This window comes from Cupriavidus sp. DF5525 (genome assembly GCF_040149425.2).
Classification (GTDB): Bacteria; Pseudomonadota; Gammaproteobacteria; order Burkholderiales; family Burkholderiaceae; genus Cupriavidus; species Cupriavidus pickettii_A.
Map to the genome: position 1 here is coordinate 1,473,545 of NZ_CP168265.1, position 19,041 is coordinate 1,492,585.

General features: G+C 66.9%; 16 protein-coding genes. 9 read left to right on the plus strand and 7 right to left on the minus strand.

The window, feature by feature from the left end; translation table 11 throughout:
- Positions 1–88: 88 nt before the first annotated feature.
- The 6 genes from ABNX08_RS07040 to ABNX08_RS07065 form a co-directional block, all read right to left on the minus strand.
- Positions 89–841 (minus strand): RES family NAD+ phosphorylase, encoded by a 753-nt coding sequence (locus tag ABNX08_RS07040; RefSeq protein WP_022534472.1) that lies wholly within the window; start codon positions 839–841, stop codon positions 89–91.
- Positions 801–1,190 (minus strand): MbcA/ParS/Xre antitoxin family protein, encoded by a 390-nt coding sequence (locus ABNX08_RS07045; RefSeq protein WP_022534473.1) that lies wholly within the window; start codon positions 1,188–1,190, stop codon positions 801–803. Before ABNX08_RS07045 ends, ABNX08_RS07040 begins: the two co-directional genes overlap by 41 nt.
- Positions 1,191–1,283: 93 nt before the next feature.
- Complete coding sequence (gene boxA / locus ABNX08_RS07050; protein ID WP_022534474.1) at positions 1,284–2,531, minus strand: benzoyl-CoA 2,3-epoxidase subunit BoxA; 1,248 nt, start codon at positions 2,529–2,531, stop codon at positions 1,284–1,286.
- A gap of 35 nt (positions 2,532–2,566) precedes the next feature.
- Complete coding sequence (boxB, locus tag ABNX08_RS07055; RefSeq protein ID WP_022534475.1) at positions 2,567–3,991, minus strand: benzoyl-CoA 2,3-epoxidase subunit BoxB; 1,425 nt, start codon at positions 3,989–3,991, stop codon at positions 2,567–2,569.
- 36 nt (positions 3,992–4,027) lie between these two features.
- On the minus strand, positions 4,028–5,728 hold the full coding sequence (boxC, locus tag ABNX08_RS07060) for a 2,3-epoxybenzoyl-CoA dihydrolase (protein ID WP_022534476.1): 1,701 nt from the start codon (positions 5,726–5,728) through the stop codon (positions 4,028–4,030).
- A 118-nt stretch (positions 5,729–5,846) separates the two neighbouring features.
- Entirely contained in the window at positions 5,847–6,806 is a 960-nt protein-coding gene (locus ABNX08_RS07065; RefSeq protein ID WP_349604725.1) for a helix-turn-helix transcriptional regulator, read from the minus strand.
- A 280-nt stretch (positions 6,807–7,086) separates the two neighbouring features.
- On the opposite strand from ABNX08_RS07065, the gene ABNX08_RS07070 reads away from it, so the two are divergent.
- From ABNX08_RS07070 to ABNX08_RS07105, 8 genes are all read left to right on the plus strand, one after another.
- On the plus strand, positions 7,087–8,742 hold the full coding sequence (locus ABNX08_RS07070; protein ID WP_022534478.1) for a benzoate-CoA ligase family protein: 1,656 nt from the start codon (positions 7,087–7,089) through the stop codon (positions 8,740–8,742).
- Between the two features lie 15 nt (positions 8,743–8,757).
- Positions 8,758–9,594 carry an alpha/beta hydrolase gene (locus ABNX08_RS07075; RefSeq protein ID WP_349604669.1) on the plus strand — a complete coding sequence of 279 codons (837 nt, stop codon included), beginning with the start codon at positions 8,758–8,760 and terminating at the stop codon, positions 9,592–9,594.
- Positions 9,595–9,728: 134 nt separating this feature from the next.
- Positions 9,729–10,931 carry an ABC transporter substrate-binding protein gene (locus ABNX08_RS07080; RefSeq protein WP_022534480.1) on the plus strand — a complete coding sequence of 401 codons (1,203 nt, stop codon included), beginning with the start codon at positions 9,729–9,731 and terminating at the stop codon, positions 10,929–10,931.
- A 264-nt stretch (positions 10,932–11,195) separates the two neighbouring features.
- Positions 11,196–12,062 carry a branched-chain amino acid ABC transporter permease gene (locus tag ABNX08_RS07085; RefSeq protein WP_022534481.1) on the plus strand — a complete coding sequence of 289 codons (867 nt, stop codon included), beginning with the start codon at positions 11,196–11,198 and terminating at the stop codon, positions 12,060–12,062.
- A gap of 1 nt (position 12,063) precedes the next feature.
- Positions 12,064–13,158 (plus strand): branched-chain amino acid ABC transporter permease, encoded by a 1,095-nt coding sequence (locus ABNX08_RS07090; protein ID WP_022534482.1) that lies wholly within the window; start codon positions 12,064–12,066, stop codon positions 13,156–13,158.
- Positions 13,155–13,925 (plus strand): ABC transporter ATP-binding protein, encoded by a 771-nt coding sequence (locus ABNX08_RS07095; RefSeq protein WP_349604666.1) that lies wholly within the window; start codon positions 13,155–13,157, stop codon positions 13,923–13,925. Before ABNX08_RS07090 ends, ABNX08_RS07095 begins: the two co-directional genes overlap by 4 nt.
- Complete coding sequence (locus tag ABNX08_RS07100) at positions 13,922–14,647, plus strand: ABC transporter ATP-binding protein (protein WP_022534484.1); 726 nt, start codon at positions 13,922–13,924, stop codon at positions 14,645–14,647. The genes ABNX08_RS07095 and ABNX08_RS07100 overlap by 4 nt, the downstream gene beginning before the upstream one ends.
- Positions 14,648–14,981: 334 nt before the next feature.
- Positions 14,982–16,883, plus strand: coding sequence for a potassium transporter Kup (locus tag ABNX08_RS07105; protein WP_022534485.1), 1,902 nt, complete (start codon positions 14,982–14,984; stop codon positions 16,881–16,883).
- A 96-nt stretch (positions 16,884–16,979) separates the two neighbouring features.
- On the opposite strand, the gene ABNX08_RS07110 is transcribed toward ABNX08_RS07105, so the two are convergent.
- The gene (locus tag ABNX08_RS07110) at positions 16,980–17,975 is read right to left on the minus strand and encodes a hypothetical protein (protein ID WP_022534486.1); all 996 of its coding nucleotides are present in this window, start codon (positions 17,973–17,975) and stop codon (positions 16,980–16,982) included.
- Positions 17,976–18,427: 452 nt separating this feature from the next.
- On the opposite strand from ABNX08_RS07110, the gene ABNX08_RS07115 reads away from it, so the two are divergent.
- Positions 18,428–18,871, plus strand: a complete 444-nt coding sequence (locus tag ABNX08_RS07115; RefSeq protein ID WP_022534487.1) for a hypothetical protein — start codon at positions 18,428–18,430, stop codon at positions 18,869–18,871.
- Positions 18,872–19,041 lie beyond the last annotated feature (170 nt).

Consider the following 19,041-nt stretch of genomic DNA (forward strand, 5'->3'; position numbering starts at 1 on the left):
CGCATTGCAACACCTGTTTAAAAGTACCTTGAAGTGGTGCGCACTTCCGCCTGCCATAACGGTTAGATCGCCGGCAAGGGGCCGAGGTTCAGCCATTGTTGGCGCTTTCGCTTGTGCGCTGCCACAGCGTCGACTCGAACTCGAAGCTTTCGCGCTGCTGGAGGTCGTCGCGCTGCCAGATCACCCGGTCGCGGCGCACCGTCAGCATCCACGTGGTGGTGGCCAGCGGGGCCGGGTGGGAGAAGGCGCGCGGCGTCAGCACCGCGCCGCAGGGGCCATGCTGCGGGTCGCGCACGGAGGTGTAGCGGATCATGCCAAGGCCGGCCTCGCGCACGACGCGGCCGAAGAGCTGGCAGGGTTCGTGGTTGTCCGGATCGGCCCAGGCGTCGCGGTCGCGATCGAAGGGCGGCGCGTCCAGTGCCACGCCATCGGTATTGACGCGGACTTCAAACAGCGTCTGCGCACGGGCGTCGATGCCCGGCAGCGCGGGGCTGTCGTTGAGGAAGCGCCAGCGCCAGTAGCCAAGCTCGGCGCAGGCGGTGCGGATCTCGTTGGCGCCATAGAACACGCCCGGGTCCTGGCCGGCACGAAAGCGCGAGCCCCAGGGCGAGGGTGGATAGCGGAACGGGGTAAACAGAAGGTAGTGCAGGTGGCGGGCTTCGATCGGCACGGCCGGCTTGCCGGCATCGAGCACGGCTTCCAGCACAGCCTGTTCTTCGAGGCTGTCGACCAGCGGCATGGTGGAGACAACGTGCTGGGCTTCCACCGCCCGCCACAGCGTGAGCGCGAACTGCCTGCGCTCAGATGCGACCGCGGGTGGCGTCCAGGTAGTGAACGACACGGACCAGACCTTCCGTCGTACGGATCATTTCAAGGGGCTTGCCGCCCAGCGCCAGGTTTTCATGGGTCAGCCATAGCCGGGCCTGGTCGCCGTGGCCGAGGATCGCGTCCAGCGAGCGGAACAGGCGCACGAACAGCACGCCGAATTCCCATTCCTTGCGGTGGGCATCGAGCACATAACCGCCCGATGCCATGCGCGAGACCGAGGCCGTGCTGATGCCCAGCACGCTCGCCACCACGGCCTGGCTGATGCCGAGGAAGCTGGCGGCGCGCATTACCGCCTTGGTCAGCGTGGTGCCGGGGTCGGGGCCGCCGGCGGGATCGGTTTCCGGAATCCGCCTGGATTGCATCGCCTTTGCTCCTGTTTCTTGAGAAATATTATAGGCCATGCATTTCAGAAGGGAAGCGTTTGCTGAAAAAATCAGCAAAATGTGGGGTAGGCGCTAGTACGTCTCGATGTGCAACCGGCCTTCGGCCTTCATCGCGGTTTCCAGCCCCGTCCAGCTGAGACCGGCGCTGGCGCAAACCGTTTCAAATGCCGCCAGCACGCCTTCCTCCATCCCCTTCAGGCCGCAGATATAGACGTGGCCGTTGGGATCGGCGAGCAGTGTGGCCACGCTGCCGGCGGCTTCGCGGATTGCGTCCTGCACATAGCGGCGCGGCGTGACAGGGTCGCGCGAGAAGGCAAAGTGGATGTCGAGGAAATCCTTCGGCAGCTTCAGCAGCGGACCGAAGTAGGGCAGTTCGTTGGCGTTGCGCGCGCCGAAGAACAGCATCCGCCGCCCGCCGAAGTGCGCCATGTTGCGGCGCATGCGCTCGGTCATGGCGCGCATCGGCGCCGAGCCCGTGCCGGTGCAGATCATCATCACGCTGGCCTCGGCGTGGTTGGGCATCAGGAAGGTGGTGCCGAACGGGCCGACTACCTGCACCGTATCGCCCTTGGCCAGTTCGCACAGGTAGTTGGAGGCGACGCCCTGCACGGGGTTGCCGTCGTGGTCCTGGTCGACGCGTTTCACGGTCAGTGCGAGGTTGTTGTAGCCCGGCCGCTCGCCGTCACGCGGGCTCGCGACCGAGTACAGGCGGATGTAGTGCGGCTTGCCCGATGCGTCCGTGCCCGGCGGCACGATGCCGATGGACTGGCCTTCCAGGATCGGGAAGAAGTGTGTGCCGAAGTCCAGCACGATATGGTGCACGTCGCTGGACGCGTCCTCCGCCGTCAGTCGGTAATTGCCGGCCACGGTCGCCGTGACCGGCGCGCGTACGCCATGCAGGTTGACGTAGGGATGGGCGGCTGACCAGGGCGCGCGTGGCGAGGTATGGCTGCTGGTTTCCACGGACTGGATTGTGGCGTCCGTAGTGATGCCCGTACCGGTGGCCGTCGCGGCATCTGCCGTTGCCTTGGTTGCGTCACCCAGGTCCGGCAACGGCACCTCCGCCGGCAGTTCGTCCCACCGCAGTTGCGCCTCGATCGAATAGGCCTCGCCGCGCAGCATGGTGCGCCAGTTGTCGATGGCGCCGGTCGGGCAGGGCGACAGGCACGCATTGCAGCCGTTACACACATCCGCCTTGACCACGTAGTTGCGATCGTCGTGGGTGATCGCGTCGATCGGACAGGTGTCCTCGCAGGTATTGCAGCGGATGCAGATTTCCGGGTCGATCAGGTGCTGCTTGATGATGTCGGGGGCGCCCATGGCGTGTCTCCGGTGTCTCCTTCTTGTTCTTGGGCTCAGTTGAAACGCACGTATTCGAAATCCATCGGCTGGCGGTTGATGCCCACCGCCGGTGGCGCGATCCAGTTGGCGTACTTGCCGGGCTCGACCACGCGGCCCATCAGGCTGGCGACGAAGGCGCGATCCTCGCCGGTGGCGAGCCACTTGCGCTCGTTGGCGTTCCATTCGGCTTCGGAAATCAGTTCGCCCTCGGGCGAGACGTGCACATTGGCCAGCGTGCCGATCTTGCGGTTGAAGGCCTTGTGCGGCACGGTCAGGCGGAACGCGACGCCCGCTTTCTCGATCACCTTGTTCCAGCGCGCCACGCCGCCCATGCTGTCCTTGATGTAGTCGTCGCGCAGCACTTCGTTGAGCGCGTTGAGCATCGGCACCTCGCGTTCGCCAAGGCGGCCGTCGCGCACTTCCAGCACGCGGTAGACATCGCTCTTGAGCACGTGGTCGTCGGCGCGCTTGCCCTCCTCGAAGCGGCCCTTCAGGCCGGCGCTGTAAAAGGTGGCCGCGTTGGACGACTGGTCCGCGCCGAACAGGTCGATGGTCACGCTGTAGTGGAAATTCAGGTAGCGCTGGATGGTCTCCAGGTCGATCACGCCGGCGGCGCGCACCTGGGCCGGATCCTCGATGCCGCGCTCACGCATCACCTCGCAGGTGCGCTGGATCACGCGCGAGACGCCCGATTCACCGACGAACATATGGTGCGCTTCCTCGGTAAGCATGAAGCGCGTAGTGCGCGCCAGCGGATCGAAGCCGGACTCGGCGAGCGCGCAGAGCTGGAACTTGCCGTCGCGGTCGGTGAAGTAGGTGAACATGAAGAACGACAGCCAGTCCGGCGTCCGTTCGTTGAAGGCGCCGAGGATGCGCGGGTTGTCCTGGTCGCCCGAGCGGCGGTCCAGCAGCGCCTCGGCTTCCTCGCGCCCGTCGCGGCCGAAGTAGCGGTGCAGCAGGTACACCATCGCCCACAGGTGGCGGCCTTCTTCCACGTTGACCTGGAACAGGTTGCGCAGGTCGTACAGGCTGGGTGCGGTCAGGCCGAGGTGGCGCTGCTGCTCGACCGATGCGGGCTCGGTGTCGCCCTGCGTGACGATGATGCGGCGCAGGTTGGCGCGGTGCTCGCCCGGCACGTCCTGCCAGGCGGCTTCGCCCTTGTGCTCGCCGAAATGGATCTTGCGCTCCGGGTCGGCCGGCTGCAGGAAGATGCCCCAGCGGTAGTCCGGCATCTTGACGTGGTCGAAATGCGCCCAGCCCGATGGATCGACCGACACCGCCGTGCGCAGGTACACGTCAAAGTTGTGCGAGCCTTCCGGCCCCATGTCGCGCCACCAGTCGAGGAAGGCCGGCTGCCAGTGCTCCAGGGCACGCTGCAGCGCGCGGTCGTCCGACAGGTTGACGTTGTTGGGGATCTTCTGGCTGTAGTCGATGCTCACGGGGTGTCTCCTTTGTGATCTGGCGTGGGCGCGTGTCTAGACGCGGTCCCAGTCGAAGCGCGCCTTGTTGCCGGTGCCGAAGACCTTCAGCGCACCGTTCTCGCCGACGGCGTTGGGGCGCTGGAAGATCCAGTTCTGCCACGCGGTCAGGCGTCCGAAGATGCGCGTTTCCATGGTTTCCGCGCCGCCGAAGCGCAGGTTGGCTTCCAGCCCGGTCAGCGCATCCGGCGACAGGCTGGCGCGTTCTTCCAGGGCGATGCGGATCTCGTCTTCCCAGTCGATATCGTCCGGCGCGGCGGTGATCAGCCCGAGCGAGTCGGCGCTGAGGGCGTCGAGCGGCGCGCCGATGTGGTCACGCACCGCTGAGAGCGCCGCTTCATCGCCATAGAAGCGCGCCGATAGCCGGGTTTGGCCGTTTGGCATCGGATAGCAGCCGAAGTTGACTGGCGACACGAAGATGCGCGGCGCGTCGTCGGGCGCGTCGGGCAAGTGCAGCATGTAGCTGCGGTCGGCCGCCAGCGCCAGTTCCAGCAGCGTGCCGGCAAAGCAGGAATCCTGCTCGATCAGTGCGATCAGGCTGCGCGACGACACATCGAGCCGCGCCAGCGTGCGGCGCAGCATGCCGATGGTCTCGCGCACGAACCAGTGGCCGGCGTGCGCTTCCAGCAGCGCATCGGCGGCCAGCACCTGCGCCGGGTCGCCGTCGGTCTTGAGCACCCAGATGCCGATGTCGAGGTGGTTGGTGCGCAGCGTCAGGATGGCGTCGTCGAGCTCGCGCGCCATCTTCAGCGGCCACCATTGCGCACCGCCCGCGACCACGCCGGCGAGGTCGGCGGGCTGGTGCTTGTCTGGGCCGAACACGGTAATCGTGGCCTTGCGCGCGGCGGGGTCGACATGCACGCGCACGGTCTCGTAGCGGAAGCCGTCCGGCTCGATGGTGCGCGATAGCGGCGTCAGCGTGATGCCGTGGTGGCCCTGGGGCCGATCGCTGGTGGCGGCCAGCGCTGCGGCGCGCTCGGCGATGTACTCGGTAAAGCGCGCCGGCTTGACCACTTCGTCGACCAGCTTCCAGTCCTTGGCGCGCTGGCCGCGCACGCCTTCGGTGGTGGTGCAGAAGATATCGGCATGGTCGCGCCGGACATGGCGCTTGTCGGTCACGCGGGTCAGGCCGCCGGTGCCGGGCAGCACGCCCAGCAGCGGCACTTCGGGCAGGCTCACCGCGGAGGAGCGGTCGTCTACCAACACGATCTCGTCGCACGCCAGCGCCAGCTCGTAGCCGCCGCCGGCGGTGGTGCCGTTGCAGGCCGCGATGAATTTCAGGCCGGAGTGCTGGCTGGCATCCTCGATCGCGTTGCGCGTTTCATTGGTGAACTTGCAGAAGTTGACCTTCCACGCGTGCGAGGACTGGCCCAGCATGAAGATATTGGCGCCCGAGCAGAAGATGCGTTCGCGTGCGCTGGTCAGCACCACGGTGCGCACTTCGGGATGCTCGAAGCGGATGCGCTGCAGCGCATCGTGCAATTCGATGTCGACGCCAAGGTCGTAGGAATTGAGCTTCAGCGAGTAGCCGGGGCGCAGTCCGCCTTCCTCATCGACATCCATCGCCAGCGTGGCGACCGGGCCGTCGAAGCTCAGTTTCCAATGGTGATATTGATCGGGATGGCGCTCGAATGTGACAGGCGCGGTTGCTTCTGCCTGAGCGTCAGGCTGCAGTGGGGCGGTTGCCGGCGCGGACATGGCTGTCTCCTTGATGCACTATAGTGCCTTGCGGCTTTTGATGAAATATAGTGCAGCGAGACGCCCTGCGCAATGCCTTTGTCGGCGTTGCGCAGGTCCGTAGTGCGGAGGAAGGGGCTCAGGCGCCCGCGGCCTGCAGTTGTGTGCGCAGCTGTTGCAGCGAGGTGGCGGCGTCCTGGCCGCTGGTGTCGATCGAGATATCGGCGCGGGCATAGAGCGGCGTGCGCGCCTGCAGGATGCGGCGCAGGTCGTTCATCGCCTCACGGTTGCCTTCCATCGGCCGCATATCGCCCTGGGCGACCACGCGCGCCATATGCTCTTCCGGGGAGGTTCGTACCCAAATGGTGTAGCACTGCGCCAGCAGCACGTTGAAGGTGGCCGGTTCAGAAACCAGGCTGCCGGGGGTGGCCAGCACCATGCGGTCGTGCTCGCGCAGCACCTGTTCCAGCGCGCGCATCTCGTAGCGGCGATAGGCGGCCTGGCCGTACAGCGAGTGGATCTCGGACAGGCTTGCGCCGGCTTCCCGCTCGATCACGGTATTGAGTTCGACGAAAGGCACATCCTTGGCCGCCGCGAGTGCTCGGCCCAGCGTCGACTTGCCGGCGCCGCGCAGCCCGATCAGCGCGATGCGGCGGTGGCGCGCGTCGCCGGATTCTTCCGGTGCCAGCGCGTGGCGGCAGGCTTCGCGCACGCGGGCGAGGTCGCCCGCCGGCAACTGCGCCAGCCACTGCACCATCTGCGCGTACTCGGTGGCCTGCTGGCCGTTCAGTCCGTCCACTTCCGCCAGCACTACCGGCAGCGGCACGTCCAGTGCGCGCGCCACTTGCCGCAGCAGCAACACCGAGGCATTGCCGGTGCCGGTCTCCAGGTTGGCCAGGTAGCGCTCGGAAACGCCCGCACCGCGCGCCAGGTCCTTGCGCGACATGCCGCGCGAGGCACGCAGCGAGCGGATGCGCTCGCCCAGCAGCGTCAAGTAGGGGTCGCGCTCGCCGTTGGCGGCCGGGGCGGACGTGTCCCGGGCGGGGCGGGTGTCGGCTTCGGCTTCGGTCTGGGGCAGCGGGTCGGGGTCGCGGCGCATGGTGGCAGTGTCGGGTTGGCCGGCCACCATGTGGGTGGTCGGCAAAAAGCAAGGGCGCATTATACGAGCAGGCCGGGCGCTCCAAGTGGCGGGTCAGGCGGTCGCTTCCCATCAGGCCTGTCCTATAGTGCATCCCCTCGCTTGCATAATAGTTGATATGAAATAAAATGCATCGACAACCGGTGCCGGCACGCAGATGGCGGACACCGTAAGAACAGCGACTGCCCAGACGCCGCCGCAGCCGACCGGCCCGCGGCGCGCGACACCGAGGAGTGGAGACATGACGCCCCCCAATACTGCCGCCGGCGTGCCGGCGGCCGCATCGCCCGTGCCGTTGACTGTTCCACCTGTTTCTGGCGCCATCACGGCGCTGCCGCCGCGCTACAACGCCGCCGAAGACCTGCTGTCTCGCAATCTCCAGGCGGGGCGGGGAGGCAAGACCGCCTATATCGACGACACCACTTCGCTCACCTACGCAGAACTCGATGCCCGCGCCCGCCGCTTTGCCGGCGCGCTGCGCGACGCGGGTTTCCGCCAGGAGGAGCGGCTGCTGCTGTGCGCGCTCGATACCGTTGATTTCCCCACCGTGTTCCTCGGCTGCCTGCTGGCCGGCGTGGTGCCGGTGGCGGTCAATACGTTGCTGACCGCGGACGATTACGCCTACATGCTTGGCCACAGCGGCGCGCGCGCGGTCGTGGTGTCGGAACCGCTGCTGCCGGTGATGAAGGCCGCGATCGACAAGAGCGGCCTCTCGCCGATGGTGATCCAGGCCGCGCCGCATGGCGAATCGCCGCCATCGTGCAGCATCGGCGCGATGCTGGCACGCACGCGCTCGCCCGCGCAGGCGGTAGGCACCGGCCCCGACGACATGGCGTTCTGGCTCTATTCGTCCGGCTCCACCGGCAGACCGAAGGGCACCGTGCATACCCACGGCAACCTGTTCCATACCGCCGACCTGTACGCGCGCCAGGTGCTCGGCATCCGCGAGGACGACGTGGTGTTCTCGGCCGCCAAGCTGTTCTTTGCCTACGGCCTGGGCAATGCGCTGACCTTCCCGATGTCGGTCGGCGCCACCACCGTGCTGATGGCCGAGCGGCCCACCCCGCCGGCTGTGTTCAGGCGGTTGCGCGAACAGCGGCCCACGGTTTTCTGCGGCGTGCCGACGCTGTTCGCCGGCATGCTGGCCGCACCCGACCTGCCGCCGCGCACGGATGTGGCGCTGCGCGTCTGCACCTCCGCCGGCGAGGCGCTGCCGCGCGATATCGGCGAACGCTTCCTGTCACATTTCGGCTGCGACATCCTGGACGGCATCGGCTCGACCGAGATGCTGCATATCTTCCTGTCGAACCGGCCCGGCGAGGTGCGCTACGGCACCACCGGCAAGCCGGTGCCGGGCTATGAACTGAAGCTACTGGACGAGCATGGCGAACCGTGCGCGCCAGGCGAGATCGGCGACCTCTATATCAAGGGCCCAAGTGCGGCGCTGATGTACTGGTGCAACCGCGACAAGACCCGCGACACCTTTGTCGGCGAATGGACCCGCAGCGGCGACAAGTACCTGCGCGATGCCGATGGCTTCTACACCTACGCCGGCCGCAGCGACGACATGCTCAAGGTCGGCGGCATCTACGTATCGCCATTCGAGGTCGAGGCCGCATTGGCCCAGCATCCGGCCGTGCTCGAGGCGGCGGTGATTGGCGTCACCGATGCCGACCAGCTGGTCAAGCCCAAGGCCTTCGTGGTGCTGCGCCCCGGCCAGCAATGGCACGACGGCATGGCGGCCGAGCTGCAGGCCTTTATCAAGTCGCGCCTGGCGCCGTACAAGTACCCGCGCCAGATCGAATGCGTGCCCGAGCTGCCCAAGACCGCGACCGGCAAGATCCAGCGCTTCCGGCTGCGCCAGCGTGAAGACGCCGCGCGGCAGACCCTGCAGTGACCGCCTCCTGAACCGATGCAACAGAATAAAGTGCCCCCGCAAAGCAGTCTGGTGGAAATCCCTTTTGACAACCGCCGTATCCGGATCGAATACCAGTGGCTGCGGCCCGAGCGCACGGAGCGCCCGCTGGTGGTGTTCCTGCATGAGGGACTCGGGTCGGTCAGCATGTGGCGCGATTTCCCGCGCGATTTCTGCGAGACCGGGGACTACCGCGGCCTGGTGTTCTCACGCTACGGTTACGGCCGTTCCACGCCGCGCCCGCACGACGAGAAGTGGCGCACCGATTTCATGCACCGGCAGGCGCGTGAGGCGTTGCCCGCGCTGTTCGATGTGCTCGACATCGGCCCCGGCCGTACCCATGGCATGCCCTGGCTGCTGGGCCACAGCGACGGCGGGTCGATCGCACTGATCTACGCCTCCAGCTTCCCGCAGGCGGTCGACGGCATCACCGTGCTGGCGCCGCATATCGTGGTGGAAGACCTGTCCGTGCGCAGCATCGCGGCAACGCGCCAGACCTACCTGGAAACCGACCTGCGCCAGCGGCTGGCGCGCCATCACGACGATGTGGAATCCGCCTTCTGGGGCTGGAACGATATCTGGCTCGACCCCGACTTCCGCCGCTGGGACCTGCGCCCGCTGCTGTCCGGTTTGCAGTGCCCGGTGCTGGCCGCGCAGGGCGAAGACGACGAGTACGGCACCATGGAACAAATCGAGGGTATCCATCGATATGCCCCACAAACCACGTTGCTTAAACTCGCGCGATGCGGGCATTCGCCACATCGCGACCAGCCTGGACCGTTGACGCAGGCCGCGGTTCGGCATATAAACGCATATACTTCATACTTAAAATAATTGGGCTTCCCGCCCGTTGCGCAGGGTCCCCGGCTTGCATGGCACCGACGTGCATGCGCCGGCGCGGGTCACGGCAAGGGCAGGGGGACCGGCAACGGTCCAGCGAGCCGCCGGCTTGACCACCAGGAGACATCATGCGTCGCTTCACCTCGCGCAGGCTCGCGCCTGCCTGCCTTGCCGTCGCCACCGTGTTTGCCATGGCTGCCGCGCAAGCGCAGACCGCACCAGCTGCACCAGCCGCGCCCGGCGGCAAGATCAAGGTCGGCTTCATGCTGCCGTACACCGGCACCTACGCTGCGCTCGGCACGGCCATCGAGAACGGCTTCCGCATGTACGTGACGCAGCAGGGCGGCAAGCTCGGCGGGCGCGACGTCGAGTACTTCAAGGTCGACGATGAATCCGACCCCGCCAAGGCCCCGGAAAACGCTACCAAGCTGGTCAAGCGCGACCAGGTCGACGTAGTGGTTGGCACGGTCCACTCGGGCGTGCAGATGGGCATCGTCAAGGTGGCCAAGGAAAACAACACGCTGCTGATCATCCCCAATGCCGGCGTGGATGAAGCCACCGGTCCGCTGTGCGGCCCGAACATCTTCCGCACCTCGTTCTCCAACTGGCAGCCGGGCTATGCGATGGGCCAGGTGCTGGGCGAGCGGGGCCTGAAGAAGGTGGTCACGCTGACCTGGAAATACGCTGCCGGCGAGCAGTCGGTGAAGGGCTTCAAGGAAGCTTTCGAGGCCAAGGGCGGCAAGGTGGTGAAGGAACTGAGCCTGCCGTTCCCCAACGTCGAGTTCCAGGCGCTGATTACCGAGGTGGCGTCGCTCAAGCCCGATGCCGTGTTCGTGTTCTTTGCTGGCGGCGGTGCGGTCAAGTTCGTCAAGGACTGGGCCGCGGCCGGGCTCAAGGACAAGATCCCGCTGTATGGCTCGGGCTTCCTCACCGATGGCACGCTGGAAGCGCAGGGCACCGCCGCGCAGGGGCTGGAAACCACGCTGCATTATGCCGACGGCCTGACCAACCCGCGCGACAAGAACTTCCGCCTGGACTACGCCAAGGCCTACAAGCTGCAGCCCGACGTGTACGCGGTGCAGGGCTATGACGCGGCGCAGCTGCTGGCCGCCGGTGCCACTGCGGTCAAGGGCGACATGACGCGCAAGGCGGACCTGTACAAGGCCATGGGCGCCGCTAGGATCGACAGCCCGCGGGGCGCCTTTACGCTGTCCAAGGCGCATAACCCGGTGCAGGATTTTTACCTGCGCAAGGTGGACGGGCGTGAGAACAAGATGAGCTCGGTGGCGGTGAAGGCGCTGGCTGATCCGGCGCGTGGGTGCAGGTTGTAAGCTGTGGGCGCCTCCGATGCCGCTGGTTTTCTCCCCTCTCCCGCTTGCGAGAGGGGCAGGGAGAGAGGCAGGCGTGTCAAAGGCTGAGGTCGGTGGGTTGGTTAACACCGTTGGCTTCGCTTGAAGTGGTTCCTTGCCAGCCCACCCCTCTCCCCAACCCTCTCCCCCTGAAGGGAGAGGGAGAATACCTTGCTTAGGCTAGCCCGGGCGGCTTGGGCGCACCCAAAACCGTTGGCATCTCTGTAACCCGCTGGACCATCCCGCATGGACATCGTCTCCTTCCTAATCCAATGCCTGAACAGCGTCCAGTACGGCTTGCTGCTGTTCTTGGTCGCCAGCGGCCTGACGCTGATCTTCGGCATCATGGGCGTGATCAACCTCGCGCACGGCAGCTTCTACATGCTGGGCGCCTACCTGGCCTTCACGCTCGCCGGGCTGACCGGCAACCTGTTTATCGCCATCCCGCTCGGCATCGTGCTGGCGGTGGCCTTCGGCTACGTGCTGGAATGGGCCTTCTTCAGCTACCTGTATGAGCGCGACCACCTGCAGCAGGTGCTGATGACCTATGGCCTGATCCTGGTCTTCGAGGAGCTGCGCAGCATCCTGGTCGGCGACGATGTGCACGGCGTGCAGGTACCGGCGCTGCTCGACGGCGCGCTGCCGATCGGCAACGACATGACCTACCCGGTGTACCGGCTCTTTATCTCCGCCGTGTGCCTGCTGGTAGCCGGGGCGATGTACTACGTGATCCGCCGCACGCGGCTGGGCATGATGATCCGCGCCGGTGCCACCAACCGCGAGATGGTGCAGTCGCTGGGGATCAACATCACGGTGCTGTACCGCTTCGTGTTCGCGCTGGGCGTGGCGCTGGCGGTGCTGGCGGGCATGATTGCGGCGCCGGTGTCGTCGGTCTATCCGGGCATGGGCTCGCAGGTGCTGATCGTGTGCTTTGTGGTGGTGGTGATCGGCGGCATCGGCTCGGTCAAGGGTGCGCTGGTGGCGTCGCTGCTGCTGGGTTTTGTCGATACCTTCGGCAAGGTGTTCTGGCAGGAGGCGGCCGGCGTGCTGATCTACCTGCTGATGGCGGTGATCCTGCTGTGGAAGCCGCAGGGGCTGTTCAAGGCAGGATGATATGAATCCGACGACATTGCCGGCGCGCCGGCCCAAACAGCGTGCCACGCTCGCCACCGCGCTTGGCTGGCTGGCAGCCTTCGCCGTGCTCGCGGTGATGCCGCTGCTGCTCACTGCGGACAGCCACAAGTTCTATATCGAGCTGCTCAGCAAGGTGATGATCATGGCGATCTTCGCGCTGTCGCTGCAGTTGCTGATCGGCTATACCGGGCTGGTCAGCCTGGGGCATGCGGCGTACTTCGCCATGGCCGCCTACGCCACCGCGATGCTGGCGCCGGAGTCCGGCCCCGGCAACGGCTGGGTGCTGCTGGCCGGCGCGCTGGCGGCATCGGCCGCGCTGGCGCTGGTGGTGGGCGCGCTGGTGCTGCGCACGCGCGGCGTGTATTTCATCATGGTGACGCTGGCCTTCGCGCAGATGGTGTACTTCGTCTTCCATGACACCAAGGTCGCCGGCGGCAGCGACGGCACCTATATCTACTTCCGGCCGGAATTCCCGGTGCCGGGCGAGCGACTGCTGACTGTCAACGATCCCACCCATTTCTACTGGCTGGTGTGGCTGGGGCTGCTGGCGACGGTGGCGGTGCTGGCGCTGGTGCTGCGCTCGCGCTTCGGGCACGCGCTGGTCGGCATCCGCCACAACGAACAGCGCATGCGCGCCGCCGGCTATGCCACCTACCGCTACCAGCTCGGCGCCTTTGTCGCGGGCGGGCTGCTGGCCGGGCTGGCGGGCTACCTGTATGCGATCCAGTTCGGCTTCGTCAATCCGGAGATCGCGTCGTGGCACCAGTCCGGCAACGCCATGCTGATGGTGATCCTGGGCGGCGTGGGCAGCCTGGCCGGGGCGGTGCTGGGGGCCTTCTCGTTCGTACTGTTGGCCGAGTGGTTCAGCACGCTGACCAAGCACTGGCAGCTGCTGATGGGCGGCTTCATCATCGTCGCGGTGGCGCTGCTGCCGCGCGGGCTGGTCAGCCTGCCGTCGGTGCTGCGCCACGGCCGCCGCGGGCGGCGCAATGGCGATCAAGGGACCGAGGCCGACGAGGCGCCAGGCAAGGGCGGTGCCGACGGCCATCCCCGCAGCAACACGGAGGCCGCATGACCACGCCGGGCATCCCGATCCTGCAGGCGCAGCAGTTGACGCGGCGCTTCGGCGGCCTGACCGCCGTGGCGAACGTCGACCTGTCGCTGGCGCTGCACGAAATCCACGCCGTGATCGGCACCAACGGCGCGGGCAAGTCCACGCTGATCAACATGCTGTCGGGCGAGCTGCCGCCGTCGTCCGGCCGCCTGCACCTGAAGGGCGAGGACGTGACCGGATGGTCGCAGCCGCGGCTGGCGCGGCATGGGGTGGGGCGCAGCTACCAGCGCAACAATATCTTCCTGCCGCTGACCGTGCGCGAGAACTGCCGGCTGGCAGCGCAGTCGCGCGCGCAGCGCGCCTGGCGGCTGTGGGAAAGGGCGCAGGGCTGCCGCACCAGCGCCGCGCTGGCCGACGAGGCCATGGAGCGCGCCGGCCTGGCGCCGCTGGCGGACCGCATCGCCAGCGACCTGGCGCACGGCCAGAAGCGCCAGCTGGAAGTGGCGATGTGCCTGGCCACGCAGCCGGTCGCGCTGCTGCTCGACGAGCCGCTGGCCGGCATGGGCGCCGAAGAGTCGGCGCGGATGCTGGCGCTGCTGCGCGGGCTGCGCGAGGGACATGCCATCCTGCTGGTCGAACACGATATGGACGCGGTGTTCTCGGTCGCCGACCGCATCACCGTGATGGTCAACGGCGCGGTGATCGCCACCGGCAGCCCGGAGGCGATCCGGGCCAACCGCGAAGTCCAGCTTGCCTACCTGGGTGAAGAAGACGAGGCCGCCGCATGAGTACGTCAACCAGTACGCCGATGATCGAAGCCACCGGCATCCACGCCTGGTATGGCTCCAGCCATGTGCTGCGCGGCATCGACTTCACCGTCGGCGTGGGCGAGACGGTGGGGCTGCTGGGCCGCAACGGCATGGGCAAGAGCACGCTGTTGCGCACGCTGCTGGGCCACGTGCGCCAGCGCCAGGGCCGGATTGCCGTGGCCGGCCGCGACGTCTCGCGCGCACAGCCGTACGAGGTGGCGCGCCTGGGCGTGGCCTATGTGCCGGAAGGCCGCGGCATCTTCCCCAGCCTGTCGGTGCGTGAAAACCTGCTGATGGCGGCGCGCAAGGGCAGCAACGGCCGCAACGACTGGGACGAGGCGCGCGTGCTCGACCTGTTCCCGCGCCTGAAGGAGCGGCTGACCCATGGCGGCCAGCAGCTCTCGGGTGGCGAGCAGCAGATGCTCTCCATCGGGCGCGCGCTGATGACCAACCCTGATTGCCTGGTGCTGGACGAAGCCACCGAAGGGCTGGCCCCACGCATCGTGCGCGAGATCTGGGAAGTCATCGCCACTGTGCGCGGCACCGGCATCGCCACGGTGGTGGTCGACCGCAACTTCCGCTCGGTGCTGGCGCACGCCGACCGCGCGGTGGTGCTGGAGAAGGGCCGCGTGGTGCTGGCCGGCCCGGCGGCGGATCTTGCCGGCAAGCCCGAGGCGCTGGATCGATATCTGGGCGTCTGAGCGAAAAATGCCTGATGAGGCGCTTTTGTTGCCGTGCCGCAACGCCACTTGCGGGCGCAAGAACACGCAGTTTTGCGCTGCCAGGGCTTGACCATCCGCCGCTTCCCTCCCATCCTTGCGGAGTCACGAACGCGGCATCCCATTCTTCCGCAGTGGTCGATAGCGGGCAGTTCCTCTAGAATTGCGCCCGATTGTGCGATGCAATAGAACCGCCAAAGAGAACCGGAAAACGGACGCGGCGGCCCGCTCCTGGCCCCAAACTGCACGCGACGGGGCCACGGGCCGCGCCAGAGCCAACAAACTGCCGGCGAGCCGGTCGAGCAGACCCAACTTCATGACCCAAGCCACCACCACCAGCCATTATTTCGTCGAAAGTCCGAGTACACGCGCCCTGGTGCTCGGCGCGGTCGGTGTCGTCTTCGGCGACATCGGCACCAGTCCCCTGTACGCGCTCAAGGAATGCTTCAGCAAGGAACACGGCATAGCGTTCAGCCCCGACGCCGTGCTGGGCGTCATCTCGATGCTGTTCTGGGCCATGATCATCGTGGTCTCGATCAAGTACGTGGTGTTCGTGATGCGGGCCGACAACGACGGCGAAGGCGGCGTGCTGGCGCTGATGGCGCTGGTGTTGCGCACCGTTGCGCCACGCTCGGGCAAGGCCAAGGTGCTGATGATGCTGGGCATCTTCGGTGCCTGCATGTTCTATGGCGATGCCGTGATCACGCCGGCGATCTCGGTATTGTCGGCGGTGGAGGGGCTGGAGATCGCCGCGCCGCAGCTTTCGCAATTCGTGATACCGATCACGCTGGTGATCCTGGCCGCGCTGTTCCTGATCCAGCGCCACGGCACCGCTGCGATGGGCAAGCTGTTCGGGCCGATCATGACGGCGTGGTTCCTGGCACTGGGGGCGCTGGGTATCTACAACCTGGTTCAGGCGCCCGAGATCCTGAAGGCAGTCAACCCTTACTACGGCATCAACTTCCTGGTTGAGCATGCACTGCAGGCCTTTATCGTGCTGGGCTCGGTGTTCCTGGTGCTGACCGGGGCCGAGGCGCTGTACGTCGACATGGGCCATTTCGGCGCGCGTCCGATCCGCATCGGCTGGTTCGTGCTGGTGATGCCGTGCCTGATGCTGAACTACTTCGGCCAGGGTGCGATGCTGATGAACAACCCCGCCGGCGCCGAGAACCCGTTCTTCATGATGGTGCCCGAGCTGCTGCAGCTGCCGATGGTGCTGCTGGCCACCTGCGCCACCGTGATCGCCTCGCAGGCGGTGATCTCGGGCGCGTTCTCGTTGACCAGCCAGGCGATCCAACTCGGCTTCGTGCCGCGCATGCGCGTGCGCTATACCTCGGCCGCCGAGATCGGCCAGATCTACCTCCCGGTGGTCAACTGGCTGCTGCTGGTGCTGGTGATCGGCGTGGTGATCTCGTTCAAGAAGTCGGAGAACCTGGCCGCGGCCTACGGCATCGCCGTCACCACCACCATGGTCATCACCACCATCCTGGCGGCGGTGTGCATGCGCAATGTGTGGAAGTGGAACCCGGCGCTGGTGGCGGTACTCGGCACCGCTTTCATCCTGGTGGACCTGGCGTTCTTCGCGGCCAACCTGCTCAAGATCGCCGAAGGCGGTTGGTTCCCGCTGCTGCTGGGCACGGCCGCGTTCTTCATGCTGATGACCTGGTATAGCGGTCGCAAGCTGCTGCGCGCGCGCAGCCTGGAAGACGGCATCCCGCTGGAGCCCTTTATCGCCGGGCTGCTGGCGCATCCGCCGCACCGGGTCGAGGGCACCGCGGTGTTCCTGACCGGCAATACCGATTCCGTGCCGGTGTCGCTGCTGCACAACCTGAAGCACAACCGCGTGCTGCACGAGCGCGTGGTGTTCCTGAACTTCATCACGCGCGACGTGCCATACGTGGACGATGACCATCGCCTGAGCTGCAAGGATCTGGGTGGCGGCGTCTATATCCTGAAATCGGATTACGGCTTCAAGGAAACACCGGACGTGCAGAAGGTGCTGGACCTGTCCGACCGCAAGCTCAACATGCACTTCGAGCTGATGGAAACGTCGTTCTTTATCGCGCGCGAATCGGTGATTCCGTCCAAGCTGCCGGGCATGCCGATGTGGCGCGAGAGCCTGTTCGCCTGGATGCATCAGAATGGCGCCAAGCCTTCGGATTTCTTCCAGATCCCGGCCAACCGGGTGGTGGAACTGGGCACCAAGGTCGAGATCTGAGCGCGCGGGCCGGGCGCCCGCAGCCATCGACACAGACCCCCGGGTGTATGCCGCCAGGTGACCCCGGGGGTTTTTCTTTGCGCCTCGCTCCTGCGTTTATGCTGCCATGGCAGGCGAGGGTTGGCCGCCGGCCGGCATCGCGTACATCAGCGGCGCCATCGCCGCCTGGATCCGCGCCATCTGCGTCTCGGTGACCATGTCGGTGAGCAGCTTGCCGAAGCGCGGCTCGAGCGCGCCGGTGACGATATAGGTCCAGCGGTACGCCTTCAGCACCGTCTCGGCGATCTGCGCGGCATGCTCGTGGCGGCCAGCCACCTGCACGAAGTAGGCCGCATCGGCGCTGGCCTGCGCCTGCACGATCTCGTCCATGCCGGTGACCAGCGCGATCATGTCGTCGATCGCGGCATCGCGCTCGGCGGCGTCAATGCGCGCGTCCTCGCGCAGCCATTCCAGCTCGTCCATGATGGCGTGCTGCGATTCCTCGCGCCAGTGGTACAGGAACACGTCCTTGTACAGCTCGGACAGTCCGGGCGCCGTGCCGATGCTGGCGCGGTAGTGCGCCTGCGAGAACAGCTCGAGCTGGCAGGTCATCGCCAGCACGGCCCAGTTGCGCTTGCTGAGCACGAAGGCCGCGACCTCGTTGGGGACGGCGCCGAACTGGTAGCCGGCGGGCATGTCGGCGGCCGCCAGTTGCTCGATGCGGCGGAACAGTTCCTGGTGCTTGAGCTCGTCGTCGGTGAAACGCACCAGCGCCTCCAGCGCGGTCTGGTCGCCGAACCAGTGGTCGCGGCTTAGTTCCAGCACCTTGGCGCTGACGAAGCGCTCCACCAGCCCGAACATATTGGCGTAGGTGCGGCCCTGCACCTGGCTCAGGAAGCGCTGCTCGTCGGCAGTCAGGAAGGGCAGCTCGTCGACCAGCGACAGGCCGTCGGGCAGGAACTTCTGGGTGAGGTTGAAGGTGCGGCCCCGGATCACGTCGCGGTCGATATCCCAGCGGATGCGGCGGGACGCGGCGATGCAGCGCGCATAGCGTTGCGTGTCGATGTGGAAGGTGGCGATGGCTTGGGTGACAGTTTGGGCAGCGGCTTGCATGGAGACTCCTGTGCGGTGTTGTCCGTCCATCGGGAGACGGTGCGCCAATCTTTGCGCTGCGCCCGCGCCCGCGCATGAGGCCAGTGTCCCGGAACGGCCGCTGCGGCACGCTGCAGCCGCATGCACGCCGGGACAGCGGTCCCGGGCGCCACGGTGCGGGGCCTGCCAGACTGTCGCAACGGCACCGGGCCGGCCCGCGGCGCGCGTGGCAGCGCTTTCCGGCCCGCGCGGCCGGCGCCCGGTGCGGGCTTTCCTGAGCCGCCACACCACACCGCGCATGCCATGCGCCACCCGCGCGCCTGGCATCGGGGCGCTTGTCCCGGGAAGTTGCCCACCCCGCGGGCCGACCCGGGACACCGGCCTCATGCGCGCATGCCGTCCCGCGCCAGACAATGCAACCCTCACCTCGTCATTGACCGCCTTCGCGGTCCCTTCCAGAAGGAGCCCGTGCCATGCGCCCGTTGCAGCAGTGGTCTCGCCAGTCCAGCCGGTATGCCGACGATGGCCGTCGCATGCTGCCGCTGCGACGCGCGCTGCCACGGTGGTTGCGATGGGTGCTGCGTCACCGCATGGCACGCTCCGGCGCGGCGATGCTGCTGCCAGCGCTCCTGCTGCTCTACGTCTTCTGTCATTCACATGCGAACTGGGAATCGTGCCTCGCCTCACTGCGTGAGCTGAATCACGATCACGGCGCGCCGGCGCGCGAGCTGGGACGCGCGTTGTCGCTGGCGCGCTCCCTGCGCGGACGCCAGGTGCCGGATGCGGCTGCCTGGCACGCCGCGGTGCGGCTGGCCGCCGACGAAGTGTCGGCGTGCCTGGCAGCACTCCGGCGCAGTCCGGCGCGGCTGCTGCCGTCGCTGGCACCGCTGTTCGCGATGCTCGGATGGCTGCACTGACGCAGGGCGCTCCTTTCCCCGCATCCGCACCCAGCTGATCCAGGAGTCCGGCGCGACGCCGCTGCCACGATGGGATGGCAGCCGGCCCGCGCCAGGCAACGGCTTGCACGGCAGAGGCGATCCCGTGCGGCCTGTGCCGTTCCGTAGCTGATCGCCTGCACGAGGAGTGC

Bases quoted from the DNA above. Each gene is read 5' to 3' on its own strand.
- ABNX08_RS07045 (WP_022534473.1), bottom strand. From the start codon at position 1,190: ATGCAATCCAGGCGGATTCCGGAAACCGATCCCGCCGGCGGCCCCGAC.
- boxA (WP_022534474.1), bottom strand. From the start codon at position 2,531: ATGGGCGCCCCCGACATCATCAAGCAGCACCTGATCGACCCGGAAATC.
- ABNX08_RS07100 (WP_022534484.1), top strand. From the start codon at position 13,922: ATGAGTACGTCAACCAGTACGCCGATGATCGAAGCCACCGGCATCCAC.
- ABNX08_RS07080 (WP_022534480.1), top strand. From the start codon at position 9,729: ATGCGTCGCTTCACCTCGCGCAGGCTCGCGCCTGCCTGCCTTGCCGTC.
- ABNX08_RS07090 (WP_022534482.1), top strand. From the start codon at position 12,064: ATGAATCCGACGACATTGCCGGCGCGCCGGCCCAAACAGCGTGCCACG.
- ABNX08_RS07070 (WP_022534478.1), top strand. From the start codon at position 7,087: ATGACGCCCCCCAATACTGCCGCCGGCGTGCCGGCGGCCGCATCGCCC.
- ABNX08_RS07110 (WP_022534486.1), bottom strand. From the start codon at position 17,975: ATGCAAGCCGCTGCCCAAACTGTCACCCAAGCCATCGCCACCTTCCAC.
- ABNX08_RS07095 (WP_349604666.1), top strand. From the start codon at position 13,155: ATGACCACGCCGGGCATCCCGATCCTGCAGGCGCAGCAGTTGACGCGG.
- boxC (WP_022534476.1), bottom strand. From the start codon at position 5,728: ATGTCCGCGCCGGCAACCGCCCCACTGCAGCCTGACGCTCAGGCAGAA.
- ABNX08_RS07115 (WP_022534487.1), top strand. From the start codon at position 18,428: ATGCGCCCGTTGCAGCAGTGGTCTCGCCAGTCCAGCCGGTATGCCGAC.
- ABNX08_RS07075 (WP_349604669.1), top strand. From the start codon at position 8,758: ATGCAACAGAATAAAGTGCCCCCGCAAAGCAGTCTGGTGGAAATCCCT.
- ABNX08_RS07105 (WP_022534485.1), top strand. From the start codon at position 14,982: ATGACCCAAGCCACCACCACCAGCCATTATTTCGTCGAAAGTCCGAGT.
- ABNX08_RS07065 (WP_349604725.1), bottom strand. From the start codon at position 6,806: ATGCGCCGCGACCCCGACCCGCTGCCCCAGACCGAAGCCGAAGCCGAC.
- ABNX08_RS07085 (WP_022534481.1), top strand. From the start codon at position 11,196: ATGGACATCGTCTCCTTCCTAATCCAATGCCTGAACAGCGTCCAGTAC.